The organism is Mycolicibacter virginiensis, from assembly GCF_022374935.2.
Classification (GTDB): Bacteria; Actinomycetota; Actinomycetes; order Mycobacteriales; family Mycobacteriaceae; genus Mycobacterium; species Mycobacterium virginiense.
Window position 1 is genome coordinate 4859225 of sequence record NZ_CP092430.2, and the last position, 13550, is coordinate 4872774.

The window sequence follows — 13550 nt, forward strand, 5'->3', positions numbered from 1 at the left end:
TCATGCTTCTCGAGTTCTGGCAGAACTTCACGCACAACCTGTTCAAGCCACTGCTGTTGTTCTTCTACTTCGGCTTTCTTCTCGCACTGGCCAAGGTGCCGTTCGAGTTTCCGAACGCGGTGTATCAGGGCCTGACCATGTATCTGCTGCTGGCCATCGGTTGGCACGGGGGCGAGGAACTCGCCGGCATCGATCTCTCCCAGGTCGGCGGAATCCTGGGATTCATGCTTACCGGCTTCGTGCTGAACTTCGTGATCGGCACGATCGCCTACCTGTTGCTGAAGTACCTGACGAAGATGCGCGAAGTCGACCGGGCAACCGTCGCCGGCTACTACGGCTCCGATTCGGCCGGAACCTTCGCCACCTGTATGGGCGTGCTGGCCACCATCGGCATGGCCTTCGACGCCTACATGCCCGTGATGCTGGCCATCATGGAGATCCCCGGCTGCTTGGTAGCGCTGTTCCTGGTCGCCCGGTTGCGCCACCGGGGTATGGATGCCGCTGGCAATATGCCCCACGAGCCGGGGTACACGGTGCCGGCCGGTTCGGTCCCGGCAGCCGTGGGCGCCACGCAGGCCGGTGACCCAACCGGCGGCCTGGCCATCGAGATGAGCCCCGAGCGTCTGGTGGACACCGGAGCAACCTCGAACGGGCGCCTGATCAGCCGGGAGCTGGTGCGAGAGGTCTTCCTGAACCCGGGCATCTGCCTGCTGCTCGGCGGTATCGCGATCGGTTTCATCAGTGGCCTGCAGGGCTCGAAGGTCACCGGCGTCGACGACCCCGTCTTCGTCACCGCGTTCCAGGGTGTGCTGTGCCTCTTCCTGCTCGAGATGGGGCTGACCGCGGCGCGCAAGCTGAAGGACCTGAAGTCCGCCGGCCGTGGTTTCATCCTCTTCGGTCTGCTGGCTCCCAACCTCTTTGCAACGCTGGGCCTGTTTGTCGCACACACCTACTCGCAGCTGACCGGCGTCCACTTCCAGCTGGGCACCTACGTTCTGTTCGCCGTGCTGTGCGGCGCGGCGTCGTACATCGCGGTGCCGGCTATCCAGCGACTGGCGATCCCGGAAGCCAGTCCCAGCCTGCCGTTGGCCGCATCGCTGGGGCTGACTTTCGCCTACAACGTCACGATCGGCATCCCGCTCTACATCGAGATCGCCCGTCTCATCACCTCGCAGTAGGAGGATTGCGCAGATGCAAGCTCCCAGCCAGCCGAGTGAAGAGTAGGAGGAAAGACATGCGTAGCGTGTTATCGGTATTGGGCATTGCCGCCGTCATCGGATGTGCCGCACCGGCATACGCGGATCCCGATGCCGGCGATGGCGGCGGCGACGCCGCCTTCCTAACTGCCTTAAGGGCAGCGGGGCTCACCTTCGCCAGCAACGATCAGGCCATTGTGGCCGGCCATGCCGTCTGCAGTATGGCTAACAACGGTGAGACGGGGTTGCAGGTCGTCAAACAACTCACGGCCGACAACCCCGGGCTACCCATGGACGCCGCCGCGCAGTTCGCGGCTGTCTCCGCCAATGCGTACTGCCCGCAGCACCTGCGGAAGTAGTTTGGCCTACGCCTTCGTTAGCTCTGCGTAGCGGGCGATGTGGGAGTCGGTGGTTCCGAACTCGTATTGAATTGCGGTGAGTCGCTTGAAGTAGTGGCCGATCGCCAACTCTTCGGTCATGCCCATCCCGCCGTGCAATTGCACCGCCTCCTGGCCGACGAATCGGGCTGCCCGGCCGATGGTGGCCTTGCCGGCCGACACCGCGCGGGCACGGGTGGCCTCGTCGGCCTCGAGGTTGAGGATCGCCAGGTAGACCGCCGCGGCCGACTGCTCAACCTCCATGAACATGTCGACCATCCGGTGCTGCAGAGCCTGGAAGCTGCCGATGGGCTGCCCGAACTGCTGACGCTGCTTGCAGTATTCGACGGTGTCCGCCAAGACTTTCCGCATGCAGCCGACGGCCTCGGAGCAGATCGCCGCAGCGCCCTCGTCTCGGGCCTGCGCCAATGACGGCCACGCCCCGCCGCGCTCACCCAGTAGGGCGTCGGCGCCGAGTCGCAGATCGGTGAAGGTGACGTCAGCCGCGCTCCGGTCATCAATGGTGCGATACGAATGCAGGGTGATTCCCGCAGCGTCAGCCTCGGTGAGGAACAACGAGATTCCGTCTTCACCCTCGATGCGGGCGGTGACCAGCAGGTGCGTGGCCAGAGGTGCCGCGACGACCATGATCTTCGAGCCGTTCAGCACCCAGCCGTCCCCATCGGGGCGCGCCAGGGTCTCCGCATCCTGCCACCGCTCGGCCGAACCCGGTTCCGCGGCAGCCAATGCGGCAACCGCGGTACCGGCCACGAGTTCCTTGAGCACGCCGGCTGCCACCGGGCTGCCGGAACGGCGCAGCAGACCTCCGGCAACGACGACGGTGTCGACAAACGGTTCGATCACCAGCGCATGCCCGAGCGCCTCGGTGATGACCATGAGTTCGACTGCGCCGCCGCCTATTCCGTCGAATTCTTCGGGAAGCGTGGCGCCCAGAATGCCCAGTTCGCCGGCGAAGGCACGCCAGATCTCGGGCTGCCAACCGGCGCCAGTCTTGGCTGCGGCGCGGCTCGTCTCGAGGTCGTAGCGCGCAGCGAGGAACTTGGTGATGCCGTCACGCAGCATCTGCTGCTCATTGTTCACGTTGAAGTCCATTAGAGCCCCAATGCCGCTTTGGCCAGAATATTCCGCTGAATTTCGTTGCTACCGGCGTAGATCGAGCCGGCCCGGTCGTTGAAGTAGCGCAGTGGAGCTACCGCCTGCCACGGTTCGCCAGAGGCATATCCGTCGGCGGGCGGCTGGTAGTCGGCGATCGGTCCCCCAGGCGCGGTGACATGCGGCTGATAGATGCGTCCGCGAGGGCCGGCCGCCTCCAACGCCAGGGCGGTCAGCTCCTGGCTCAGCTCGGTGCCCAAGATCTTGAGCATCGACGACGAGGCACCGGGGTTGCGTCCCTCGGCGACGGCGGTGAGCACCTGGTATTCCAGGATCTCCAATACCTCGGCGCGAATCCGTGCGTCCGCCAGCTTGCGCATGAAGGCGTCGTCGTCGGCGAGCTTGCCACCGCCCGGTCCCGGCTGGTTCTTGGCCGCCGTGGCGATCTCCTCGGCCACCACCTGCAGGCCCGGCGCCACCGCGCCGCCCCCGCGCTCGAATTCGAGCAGATACTTCGCGACTGTCCAACCGCTGTCGATCTCGCCGATGACGTTGGCCTTGGGGACCCGCACCTCGTCGAAGAACACCTGATTCTGGATCTCTTCGCCGGAGGTCATCACCAGCGGCCGGATCTCGATACCGGGCGAGGTCATGTCGATCAGCACGAACGTGATGCCTTGCTGCTTCTTGGCGGTCCGGGAGGTGCGCACCAGGGCGAACATCCAGTTCGCCTCGCCGGCGTGGGTGGTCCAGATCTTGCTGCCGGTGCAGACCAAGTCGTCGCCGTCGGCCGTGGCGGCCATCGACAAGGCGGCCAAGTCCGATCCGGCCTCCGGCTCGGAGTACCCCTGACAGAAGAACACCTCACCGGTGAGAATCCGGGGCAAGAAGTAGTCCTTCTGTGCGTCGGTTCCGTACCGGACGATCGCGTGCGCGACCATCCGGATTCCCATCGGCGACAACGACGGTGCGCCGGCAAGCGTCGACTCGCGACTGGAGATGTAGTGCTGAGTCAGGCTCCAATCACAGCCGCCGTGCTCCACCGGCCATGCCGGCGCCGCCCAACCCCGCTCGTGCAGAATCGCCTGCCACGCCATGCTGGCCTCGTGATCGGCGTAGACACTGGTCATCAGCCGACCCGCGCGACGCAGCTCCGGGGTCAGCTTCTGGTCGAGAAAATCCCGCACCTCTGCTTGAAAAGCCCGGTCTTCCTCCGACCACCGCAGATCCATTAATCTCCCCTGCCGTACCGGCGGATAGACGCTTTTCCGCGAAGTCTAGCGCGCAGGTTGTTAGCGCCAATTCCGGCCGCGTTAGGCGATCAAGCGGTCTGCTCATTTCCGTTCGAAGGACGCCCGATCCGAGGTCGGGGATCATGGCGGAGTGACCAAGTCGCGGTCGGAGTTCCCGTCGGAGTCGCAGGCGCCGACGCCGTCGGCTTCGAAGACGGTGCACACCTTCTGTCGGTATTGCATGTCATCGTGCGGACTGGAAGTGACAGTCCAGGACAACCGAGTCCGCAAGATCTCGGCCGACAAGCTCAACCCCCATAGTTGGAACGACTTCTGCGCCAAGGGCCGTACCGCCAATCAACTGGTCGAACATCCGCGCCGGATCGTGCGGCCGATGCGGCGGGTCGGTGAGTCCTATGTCGAAGAGGATTGGGACGTGGCGATCCGAGACATCGCGTCGCGGATGAATGCGCTGATCAACGCCGGTGGCCCGGATTCGATCGGGACCTACTACGGCAACCCGTCGGGGCACTCGTCATCGAACGTGATGTTCATGAATGCCTGGATGGACGCCATCGGCACCAACAGTCGCTTCGCTGTGGGCTCCGTCGACCAGAACGCACTGCACGTCGTGGCCGAGGCGATGTACGGATCGGCACTGATGGTTCCGGTCTCCGACATCGACAACTGCGACTACTTCGTGCTGGTCGGCACCAATCCCGCGGTGAGCGGCTGGAACTGGCTGGAGACGGCGCCTGGTGGTTGGCGCCGCGCGCTGACCCGCCAGCAGAACGGGGCCACCATCGTGGTGGTCGACCCCGTGTGTACCGAATCCGCGGAGAAGGCCGACGTCCACCTGGCGGTGCGGTCGGGCCAGGACTGGGCGTTGCTGCTGGCGATGGTGAAGGTGATCCTCGACGAGGGCCGCCAGCACCGGGGCGACTGCGCGGAGCTGGCAACCGGCGTCCCGGAGTTGGAGCGGCTGGTCGCCGAGGCGGATCTCGACGATCTGTCGGGCCGGTGCGGCATCGACCGGGACCTGATCGAGCGCGTCGCACGGGATTTCGCTGCGGCCGACGGCGCAATGGTGGTGACGCGCACCGGGGTCTCCCAGCACGCGACGGGAACCGTGGGCGAGTGGCTCGGCCACATACTCAACGTGATCACCGGCCGGATGGACCGCCCGGGTGGTCGCCGCTTCGAGCCGGGTTACTTCGACGCGCTGAAACTGGCCGCGTTGGCCAAAACCAAGCCGCACGTCAGCCGGGTGGCCGGACGCGAAATGGTGGCCGGGGCACACGCGCTGGCGGAGCTTCCCGACGAGATCACCACTGTGGGCCACGGTCAGGTCAGGGCCATGCTGATCAACTGCGGCAACCCGGTGGTATCCGGCCCGGATGGGGCCAAACTGGACAAGGCCCTCGCGCAGCTCGACCTGTTGGTGGTGATCGATCTGGTGCAACGCGAAAGTCACCGTCACGCCCATTGGCTGCTGCCCGCCAGGCACTGGCTCGAACGTGACGACCTGCTGGCGTTCACCAGCAACATGCACGACGAACCGTTCGTCCAGTACGGCGCCAAGGTCGTCGAACCCCCACCGGAGGCCCGGCAGGAATGGGAGATCTTCGTCGACCTCGCGCTCGCCATGCGCAGACCCCTCTTCGGCGTCAAGGGCTTCAACACGTTCGTCCGGACAACCCGGCGGGTCGCGGCACTGACCCGCCGCCCGGCCCTGGCGTTCGGCCCGCACTGGCTCGACCGTCTGTTCATTCGCATGTCGCGAAAGATCAATGGCCGCAGACTAACCTGGCGCGAGATGATGGCGCATCCACACGGGATGGTGTTGGGACCGCCGGAGTTTGGTCATTTCAAGTCCGCGCTGCGTACCGATGACAAGCGGGTTCACGCGGCCCCGCCGGAGTTTCTGGCACGTACTCGGGAACTGCTGTCCGCCCCGGCCCCGGCCGCGCCGGAGGACTATCCGTTCCAGCTTGGCAATCGGCGGAACCGGCATTCGATGAACTCCTGGCTCAATGAGCTGCCTGGGCTACACCGCTCGGGTAAGCGCAACGATGTGCTGATCAACACCCACGACGCCGCGGATCTCGGCATTGTCGAAGGCGATCTGGTGCGAGTGTTCTCGCCGACCGGCGAGGTTGTCCTGGCCGCATCTGTTTCGGCGCGGCCACGGCGCGGAATGGTGATCATCGACCACGGTTGGGGTTCAAGGATATTCGACCCCCGCGGCGGCGGGCAGCCCGAGTCGTTCGGCGTCAACCGCAATCTGCTGGTTGACGGCCAATCCCTGGACCCGCTGTCCCAGACATCGCCACTGAGTTCGAGCTACGTCGGCGTGCAGCGACTCGAAGCCCTGAGCTCCGGTCGCGCGAAGCCCTCACCCGACCGTTGAACCGCGCCTACCGGATTCGCCCGGCAATGCCATCTATCAGCAACGCCCGGGTCTCCTCGTCGCCGTCGAGCATCCGGGTGATCCGCCTGACTATCTGCCACTGGCTGGGCGAGCCGGCCACCCGCGTGAGGTGAAAGTAGTTGGCACCGCTGCGCGCCACGCGAAACTGGTTGCCCTGTTTGACCAGCAGCGTCGACTCACACACGGCGACCGCCTCGTCACCGTTCACGGTGACCACCGCCGGGCCCAGAAAATGCGTACATCCCCGAGCGATCAGATCCTGGTGACCACGAGAGCGCACCATCGCCGCAATCTCCTCGCGGCCGTTCATCAGCCAGTTCTCGACGTCGTAGATGCCCTCGTCGTGCCACAACGCGGCGGTGGATTCGGGGTCGCCGGCGTCCACCAGCGGGCCGTAGGACGCGATCATCCGCTCGATGGCACGCTCGTCCTCGATCTGCTGTAGGCGCCGCTCCAATTCGGCCAGCCGTTGCTCGATCATCGCCCCTCCCGGCGCGACAGGTCGGAAAGCTCGGCCAGTGCGATCAGTTGGTCATGGAAGTGCGCCGCAGAGCGCGCCGCGATCACGCAGCTGACGTCGGTGGCACCGATGTCAGCGAGCCTGCTGATCCGATCGAGAGTCTGCTGCGGGGCGTCGATCGGGTCCAGCGGCGGCGTCGACAAGACGACTGTGAAGCTGTCCGGAAGATCCACGGAGCCAAGATATTTCGTCACCTCTTCACTGGTGAGCCCGAACGGTGTCCAACCGTCGCCCAGGTCCACCGCCCTCCTAAGGGAGCGACGGGTGCGTCCCCCCACCCAGATCGGCACCCGCTGCTGCACCGCGCACGGCTGCACGATCATCGAGTCGAATCGGTAGAAGTCGCCGTGATAGGCGGGGTGGGTGGTCGACAGCGACGCCCGCAGCGCCTTCATCGCATCGTCAGCGCGGGCACCGCGGTCGTCCCACGCGCAGCCGAGCAGGTCGAACTCCTCACGCAGCGATCCGACCCCGACGCCCAGGGTCAGCCGACCACCGCTGAGCCGGTCGAGGGTCCCGTAGCGTTTGGCGAGCTCCAGCGGATGGTGATAGCCCAGCACCACAACCGATGTGACCAATCGAATCGCATGGGTGCGGGCGGCGAGAAACGCCAGTGTGGCCAACGGATCCCAATAGGTCGTCCCACGACCGGCCGCGGCCTCGGCGGGAACCGCGACATGCTCCGAGCAGGTGAGGTAGGCGAATCCGAGTTCATCGGCGGTCGAGGCGATCTGGCCGATGTCCTCGACACTGCCCTCGGCCTCCCAACTCGACGCCGTACCCGGGACCTGGATGACGATCGGCGTCGCCAAGCCAAGCCGCATCAGCGAGACCGAATCCGGGGACCGTTGTACGGCAAGGGCTCTACGCCTTTCGTTGCGTCGCGAGAGTGAGGTAGCCTCGTCAGAGTGAAACTAGAATGAATTTTAGTTATGGAGGCAGCTCTTGTCTAGCGGTGATCGACCCGAGTGGGCGCAGCAGTACGGCCCCTGGGCTGTGGTCGCCGGCGGCTCGGAAGGCGTCGGCGCCGAGTTCGCGGTCCAGCTGGCCGAAGCCGGTATCAACCTGGTCCTGATCGCGCGCAAGCCAGACCCGCTGCGTGAGACCGCCGACCGGTGCAGGACACGCGGCGTGCGCGTCCGTGAACTGACGGTCGACCTGACTGCCGCAGATGCGGTCCCCCGGATCGACGAGGCGACGTCGGACCTCGAAGTCGGGTTGCTGATCTACAACGCGGGAGCCAACACGCACAGCGCGGAGTTCCTCGACGGCGACCCGGCTGCCTTCGAGCGAGTGCTCGACCTCAACGTACGGACGCCGCTGGCGCTGGTCCACCATTTCGGGAGGCCGATGCGCGATCGGCGGCGCGGCGGTCTGCTGCTGGTCGGGTCGCTGACCGGGTATCTCGGTTCGGCGCGGCAGACCGTTTACGGAGGCACGAAGGCGTTCACCCGGATCTACGCCGAGGGCCTCTGGCTGGAGTTGCGCGACTACAACGTGCACGTCTTGGAGCTGGTGCTCGGCGTGACCAGGACGCCTGCCATGGCACGGGCGGGCCTCAACTTCGACGTACCGGGGCTGCGAGTATCCGATCCGGCCGAGGTCGCCCGCGAAGGCCTCGACCAGCTGTCCCGGGGACCGGTGCACGTCATCTCGGCCCACGCCGACAGTCCTGCCCTGCACGCCACCGCAGATCGTGCCGAAGCCGTGCTCGCCTCACATCGGCTGATGCAGAAGCTGCTCTCAGGCGGCCCCCCGAGCCGCTGATGCCCCGCCCGCCGGTTGAGCGCGACGCCGCCACCCCCAGCACGCCCGCACAACGGCAACGCTGCGAACGCATCCTTGCCACCGCGGCCCGACTCGGCGCCCGCGACGGGCTGGAGGCCGTCCGGATGCAGGATGTGGCCGACCAATCGGCGGTATCGATCGCGACCCTCTACCGCTACTACCCCACCAAGCATCACTTGTTCAGCGCCCTGTTGTTGCACTACACCCAGACCGCCGGTCCGGCGCACCCGCCGACGGGCTGTCCGGCAGCCGACGTCACCGATCTCATGGTCGGCATCTGCCGTTCGATGCTCGCGCGACCTCGGCTGGCTCGCGCCATGATCACCTCGGTCAATGCCCGGCGGTCCGAGTCGACGGCAACCGGGGACTTCGACCTGCGAACCAACATCCTGTCCGTCGCCGGCATCGCCCGGCCCGCACCGCGAGACATCCAGTTGGCGCTACTGGTGGAACAGTGCGCCTACGGCATCTTGTCCTGGGCGGTGATGGGTGAGACGACGCCCGCCCAGGCCGAACGCGACATGCGGCGGGCCTGCGAGCTGCTGCTAGCGCCCTGGCGAGGTGCTACGCACGGCCGACCCACGACGCTGCGCTGACGCCGTGCCCGGGGGTGGGCTATCGCTGGAGCGAGGCATCGCCAGCGCCGTCCCCAGGATCCAGGCGAACAAGAACGCCGGCATTGCGGTGATCGAGTAGCTCTCCAGCGACAGCGGGCCACTGCGGAAGACGAACGTCAGGAGCAGCACCGGATGGACCACCGCGGCAGCAAGTGCCAGGTGACCCGCGTACGCCGGCAACGTCCGGCGGGCATAGACCGCGATCACGAACGCGCCCAGCGCCACCACCAGGGGCATCCCCGACATGGCCAGCAACCCGAACGTCAGGTCGTAGAGCAGTGACGCCGCGTCGGCACTGCGGCGCCGGTACAGCAGGAGGTCAAAGGCAGTGAACCCGCTGAGCAGCAGGGTCAGGCATCCGATGAAGCCCGCGGCGAAGCAGGTCGGCAGGATCGATTTCATCGGAACGCGATCCCGCATGTACGCCCACACCGCGGCACCGAAGACGAACCAGAGCGTGACACCGACGGTGTTGAGCGCCATTGTCACGACCAGGCGGTCGTGGTGGGCTGCCGCCCACCGCGCCACGTCAATCGACTGCGTCCGGGTCCCCGGGAAAGACCAGATCGGGTAAGCCAGCAATGTGGTCGCGGGCAGGACGACGCCCAGGATGCCGGACCACCGGGCCACACGTGGCGCGTCCCAGGATGTGCCGATCACGAAAGTTCCCCCTGTTGTCGGGCGAGGTCCCACTGACCGAAGTCCGCGGCAAGAACGTCGTTGACGTCCACATGCACGTCGTCGATGACGAAACCCGGCTCGGTCGCGGTGACGATTTCTCGTTGGAAGAGTACGGCTGCCGGTTCGCGGTCTCCGCGCGACCATGCGCGGGTCTGCCATGCCCACCGGTGACCCGGGCTGGTCGACCTTCCGATCACACCGTCGTTGATCGCCCAGGTGCACTGGCGGGCGCCGCCGTAGATTCCGGTGCGGTCAACGCCCAGTACGGAGTTGATCCCGCGAAACCATTGGACCGCGACGTTCTTCCAGGTTGTGGCGTCGATGTCCTCGTCGACACTGAAGTAGATCGGCGCTGACGGCGGTCCCCCGGCCGCGATATGCAGCCGCAGCGCAGTCTGCGCATCGGCCACGCCGCCGTCGTAGCCCCGGGTGAAGTCCGACGGCGACTGCGTCCAACCCGGTTTGCCGAACTGGTAGCAGCTGGCGACCTGCAGACCGGCGGCGCGTAGCCCGTCGGCATAGTCGCGGGTGACGGGCTTGAAGTCGAAGGTGGCACCCGGCCGGAGCTCGGAGACGTAGACCAACGCTCCGTCGAATCCGGCGGCCTTGATCTGGTCCGGCGAGACCAACCGGTGGGCGAAATCGATGACCTGCAGCCCGTTCGCACCAGCCCGCGGTGCGCCGGCCGTCGCCCCGAGAACGCCGGGCAGGGCCAGCGCCGGGCCGAGTACCGCGGCATACCTCAGCACGTCGCGCCGCGAAGCGGAACGCGTCACAACTGGCAAGGGTACCGGCCGCACGTTCCTACAACGTGCTGATCACCGATTCGCCGAAGTGGCCCAGGGCCTCCACCGTGTGGCTGAGGCTGTCGCCCGGAACGGCGACCTGTACCCAGGTCACGCCGGCTTCGGCGAGCCGGCCCAGGCCGTCGAGGTAGGCGCCGGGCTCGAAGTCGTCGTAGCCGGGACGGCCGCCTAGGAGGTTCGAGAAGCAGATGTCGATGGCGGCCCAGTCACGGCCGGCCTCGTCGCAGCGCCGTTTCAGGTCGTCGATGCCCGCTGCCAGGACTTCGACCGAATTCATCTCGGCGGTGCGGGCGGTGCTGGCCAGGCCGGGCGACGCCGGGAACGGTGCCCAGCCATCACCCCGCTCCGCGACCCGCTTACGTGCTCTGCCCGTGTTTCCACCGATCCAGATCGGCGGATGGGGGCTGCTGACCGGTCGCGGATGGGCGGTGATTCCGCGAGCACGAAAATGCCGGCCTTCGAAGGAGACGTCGTCACCGGTCCAGATGGCGCGGATGACGTCCAGGCTCTCCTCGACCAGTGCGGCGCGCTCATCGAAGTCCACCCCCAAAGCGGCAAATTCACCCTTGAGGTAGCCCACACCGACGGCCAAGGTGAACCTTCCCCCCGACAACAGATCCAGCGTCGCGCCCGATTTCGCCACCACAAACGGGTTGCGGTAGGGCAAGACAACGACGTTCGGTATGAACCGGATCTTTTCGGTGTGCGCCGCGGCGAATCCCATCGCCACGAAGGGATCGAGACTGTCGTGGCCGCCGGCGTCGAGCCAACGCTGAGTAGGTGCCGGGTGGTCCGTGAAACCCATGGCGCCAAACCCGGCGGCTTCTGCGGCCTGCGCGACGGTGGTCACCGCTTGCGCCGAGACCAGCTCTGGATCGCATGGATGGGTGATGATCGGGTAGGTGAACGCGAACCGCATACGGTTCTCCTTCGCGTGGAGTTGCTAAGTGGTTGTCGGCCGTGACGGACCGAGGATGTAATCGCCACTGTCGGGATGGTGATACCAGCCGCCCGCAGCGTGCGTTCCGCCGTCGACGTGCAACGTCTGCCCTGTCACGTAGGAACCCAGGTCGCTGGCCAGAAAGACTGCAGCACCTGCCATTTCGTCGACATGCCCGGTCCGTCCCATCGGGATCATCTGGTTGGCGTTGGCCAGCATCTCGGCCGAGCCGACTCGTTCGATACCTTCGGTGAGCGTGAGGTCCGGGGCCAGGCAGTTGACCCGGATGCGGTGCAGCGCCAACTCCAGAGCCGCCGTTTTGGTCAGGTTGATGACGCCTGCTTTCGCCGCCGCGTAGGCCGCGTAGCCAGGTGCGGCACGGGAGCCCTCGATGCTGGCGACATTGATGATGCTGCCGGCCGCGCTGTGACGGACCAGTGCCTGCGCGACGCGCTGCGTGCAGAGCAGGACGTGGGTGAGGTTGGAACGGATCAGGGTGTCCCACCCCTTGGGTGCGGTGTCCAGCAACGGGGAAGCGAACACTCCCCCGGCATTGTTGACCAACACCGTCGGCAGGCCCACCGTGGCAAGGGTTTCCGCCAGTGCGGCATCGACCTGATCGGGGTCGCGGACATCAATTATGCATGCGTGACCACCGACCAGCTTCGCGGTCGCTCGGGCCGCTTCGGTGTCGCGTTCCCAGATCACCACCCTGGCGCCGAATTCCGCGAAGCCCTCGGCGATGCCTCGGCCGATCCCCGAACCACCTCCGGTGATGACAGCTACCCGTCCATCGAGGCTCGCCGCCACCCTGCGCAAGACCACTACTGTCCCTCGGGTTTCTGTGGCACTGGCAGCTCGGCTATCGGCCGGACGAGGACTTCTTGCGCGGTGCTGGCCACATGCCTCCCTGCGGCATCCACCATGGTGCCGTGCACCAGGGCACGATGTCCGGCCGTGGCGACGGTCTGCTGGGTGTAGAGATGCCATCGCTCGAAGTGGACTGGGCGGTGTAGCCACACGCTGTGGTCCAGGGTCAGGCCGGTGTGCGTGGCATGATCGACCGGCTGCGGGTGGGCACGAAACGCGGTGTCCACCAGGAGGTAGTCGCTGGCGTAGGCAAGGAGCACCGCGTGCAGTTGCGGGTCGCCGTCGATTCCGCGCGGCAACCGCATCCAGTGGGCACGCGGACCCGGCGCTTGCGCACCGCCGAGGAATACCGGGGCTTCGGCGGTGCGGACTTCCAGCGGTGGGGGCCGTTCTATCCAGGTGTTCCCTTGCCCTGCCAGATAGGGCGGGGCGTGTTGCACCCAGTGCTGTAGCAGCGGAAGAGCCGCCGGTTCGGGTCCAGGCAGCGGCACGGGGGCGGCATCTATGCCGTCCGGGCTGGTGTCGAAGGACACCGTCGCCACCACGAGGGTGCGGCCGCCCTGCTGGATGGTGACCTGCCGCGCCGACATGGTGCGACCGTCGCGGGTGCGGTCGACCGCGATCTCCAGCGGTACACCTGAGTCGCCGGGCCGCAGAAACGATGCGTGGATGGAGTGGGCGGAGAGCTCGGGGACCGTGGCCGCGGCTGCTGTCATCGCCTGGGCAATCAGCTGGCCGCCGAAGATCCGGCCGAACCGGCCGGCCTCGTTTCCCGCCCGGTATCGGTCATCGCCGAGTGGGCGCAGCGTCAACACCTGCTGCAGCCGGTCCAGCGCGTCGAGCGTGGCGCGTTCCAGTTGGCTTCCGGACCCGAGCAAGGGGCCGCCGTAGTCGGGGTGAGCGGAGACTTCGGACGCCGACGTCTGCACAAGTTCCTCCTCACCCGCCGTGGCCCGTCCGCGGCGGACTGCCGACACGG

Annotated in this window: 14 protein-coding genes; 5 read left to right on the forward strand and 9 right to left on the reverse strand. The window is 66.5% G+C overall.

Features of this window, described 5'->3' with window-relative positions; genetic code table 11:
• The first annotated feature begins 2 nt into the window (after positions 1 to 2).
• Both MJO54_RS23070 and MJO54_RS23075 read left to right on the forward strand, forming a co-directional pair.
• Positions 3 to 1178, forward strand: coding sequence for a sodium-dependent bicarbonate transport family permease (locus MJO54_RS23070; protein WP_046284582.1), 1176 nt, complete (start codon positions 3 to 5; stop codon positions 1176 to 1178).
• A 56-nt stretch (positions 1179 to 1234) separates the two neighbouring features.
• Positions 1235 to 1555, forward strand: a complete 321-nt coding sequence (locus MJO54_RS23075; RefSeq protein WP_065152895.1) for a DUF732 domain-containing protein — start codon at positions 1235 to 1237, stop codon at positions 1553 to 1555.
• Between the two features lie 6 nt (positions 1556 to 1561).
• Here the strand turns inward: MJO54_RS23075 and MJO54_RS23080 are convergent, their stop codons facing one another.
• On the reverse strand, positions 1562 to 2686 hold the full coding sequence (locus MJO54_RS23080) for an acyl-CoA dehydrogenase family protein (protein WP_065152894.1): 1125 nt from the start codon (positions 2684 to 2686) through the stop codon (positions 1562 to 1564).
• A complete protein-coding gene (locus MJO54_RS23085) occupies positions 2686 to 3918 on the reverse strand; it encodes an acyl-CoA dehydrogenase family protein (RefSeq protein ID WP_240175459.1) in 1233 nt (410 codons plus the stop codon). Before MJO54_RS23085 ends, MJO54_RS23080 begins: the two co-directional genes overlap by 1 nt.
• 151 nt (positions 3919 to 4069) lie before the next feature.
• Between MJO54_RS23085 and MJO54_RS23090 the strand changes: the two genes are divergently transcribed.
• Positions 4070 to 6328, forward strand: coding sequence for a molybdopterin-containing oxidoreductase family protein (locus MJO54_RS23090; protein ID WP_434085424.1), 2259 nt, complete (start codon positions 4070 to 4072; stop codon positions 6326 to 6328).
• A gap of 7 nt (positions 6329 to 6335) precedes the next feature.
• Here the strand turns inward: MJO54_RS23090 and MJO54_RS23095 are convergent, their stop codons facing one another.
• Together MJO54_RS23095 and MJO54_RS23100 are read right to left on the reverse strand one after the other, a co-directional pair.
• A complete protein-coding gene (locus MJO54_RS23095) occupies positions 6336 to 6830 on the reverse strand; it encodes a nuclear transport factor 2 family protein (protein ID WP_240175460.1) in 495 nt (164 codons plus the stop codon).
• On the reverse strand, positions 6827 to 7693 hold the full coding sequence (locus MJO54_RS23100; RefSeq protein ID WP_240175461.1) for an LLM class F420-dependent oxidoreductase: 867 nt from the start codon (positions 7691 to 7693) through the stop codon (positions 6827 to 6829). The genes MJO54_RS23095 and MJO54_RS23100 overlap by 4 nt, the downstream gene beginning before the upstream one ends.
• Positions 7694 to 7814: 121 nt before the next feature.
• Between MJO54_RS23100 and MJO54_RS23105 the strand changes: the two genes are divergently transcribed.
• On the forward strand, positions 7815 to 8636 hold the full coding sequence (locus tag MJO54_RS23105; RefSeq protein ID WP_240175462.1) for an SDR family NAD(P)-dependent oxidoreductase: 822 nt from the start codon (positions 7815 to 7817) through the stop codon (positions 8634 to 8636).
• The gene (locus MJO54_RS23110; protein ID WP_240175463.1) at positions 8636 to 9253 is read left to right on the forward strand and encodes a TetR/AcrR family transcriptional regulator; all 618 of its coding nucleotides are present in this window, start codon (positions 8636 to 8638) and stop codon (positions 9251 to 9253) included. Before MJO54_RS23105 ends, MJO54_RS23110 begins: the two co-directional genes overlap by 1 nt.
• On the opposite strand, the gene MJO54_RS23115 is transcribed toward MJO54_RS23110, so the two are convergent.
• From MJO54_RS23115 to MJO54_RS23135, 5 genes are read right to left on the reverse strand one after another with little or no spacing between them, the layout of a single operon-like run.
• Positions 9203 to 9934, reverse strand: a complete 732-nt coding sequence (locus MJO54_RS23115; protein WP_174549761.1) for a hypothetical protein — start codon at positions 9932 to 9934, stop codon at positions 9203 to 9205. The two genes, MJO54_RS23110 and MJO54_RS23115, sit on opposite strands and share 51 nt — an antisense overlap.
• Positions 9931 to 10731, reverse strand: coding sequence for a DUF1906 domain-containing protein (locus tag MJO54_RS23120; RefSeq protein ID WP_434085425.1), 801 nt, complete (start codon positions 10729 to 10731; stop codon positions 9931 to 9933). The genes MJO54_RS23115 and MJO54_RS23120 overlap by 4 nt, the downstream gene beginning before the upstream one ends.
• A gap of 28 nt (positions 10732 to 10759) precedes the next feature.
• Complete coding sequence (locus tag MJO54_RS23125; RefSeq protein ID WP_240175464.1) at positions 10760 to 11680, reverse strand: LLM class F420-dependent oxidoreductase; 921 nt, start codon at positions 11678 to 11680, stop codon at positions 10760 to 10762.
• A 24-nt stretch (positions 11681 to 11704) separates the two neighbouring features.
• The gene (locus MJO54_RS23130) at positions 11705 to 12526 is read right to left on the reverse strand and encodes an SDR family NAD(P)-dependent oxidoreductase (RefSeq protein WP_240175465.1); all 822 of its coding nucleotides are present in this window, start codon (positions 12524 to 12526) and stop codon (positions 11705 to 11707) included.
• A complete protein-coding gene (locus MJO54_RS23135; protein ID WP_240175466.1) occupies positions 12526 to 13500 on the reverse strand; it encodes an acyl-CoA thioesterase in 975 nt (324 codons plus the stop codon). Before MJO54_RS23135 ends, MJO54_RS23130 begins: the two co-directional genes overlap by 1 nt.
• Positions 13501 to 13550: the final 50 nt, after the last annotated feature.

Coding starts and splice junctions, on each gene's coding strand:
- MJO54_RS23070 (WP_046284582.1), top strand. CDS start 3: ATGCTTCTCGAGTTCTGGCAGAACTTCACGCACAACCTGTTCAAGCCA.
- MJO54_RS23075 (WP_065152895.1), top strand. CDS start 1,235: ATGCGTAGCGTGTTATCGGTATTGGGCATTGCCGCCGTCATCGGATGT.
- MJO54_RS23080 (WP_065152894.1), bottom strand. CDS start 2,686: ATGGACTTCAACGTGAACAATGAGCAGCAGATGCTGCGTGACGGCATC.
- MJO54_RS23085 (WP_240175459.1), bottom strand. CDS start 3,918: ATGGATCTGCGGTGGTCGGAGGAAGACCGGGCTTTTCAAGCAGAGGTG.
- MJO54_RS23095 (WP_240175460.1), bottom strand. CDS start 6,830: ATGATCGAGCAACGGCTGGCCGAATTGGAGCGGCGCCTACAGCAGATC.
- MJO54_RS23100 (WP_240175461.1), bottom strand. CDS start 7,693: ATGCGGCTTGGCTTGGCGACGCCGATCGTCATCCAGGTCCCGGGTACG.
- MJO54_RS23110 (WP_240175463.1), top strand. CDS start 8,636: ATGCCCCGCCCGCCGGTTGAGCGCGACGCCGCCACCCCCAGCACGCCC.
- MJO54_RS23125 (WP_240175464.1), bottom strand. CDS start 11,680: ATGCGGTTCGCGTTCACCTACCCGATCATCACCCATCCATGCGATCCA.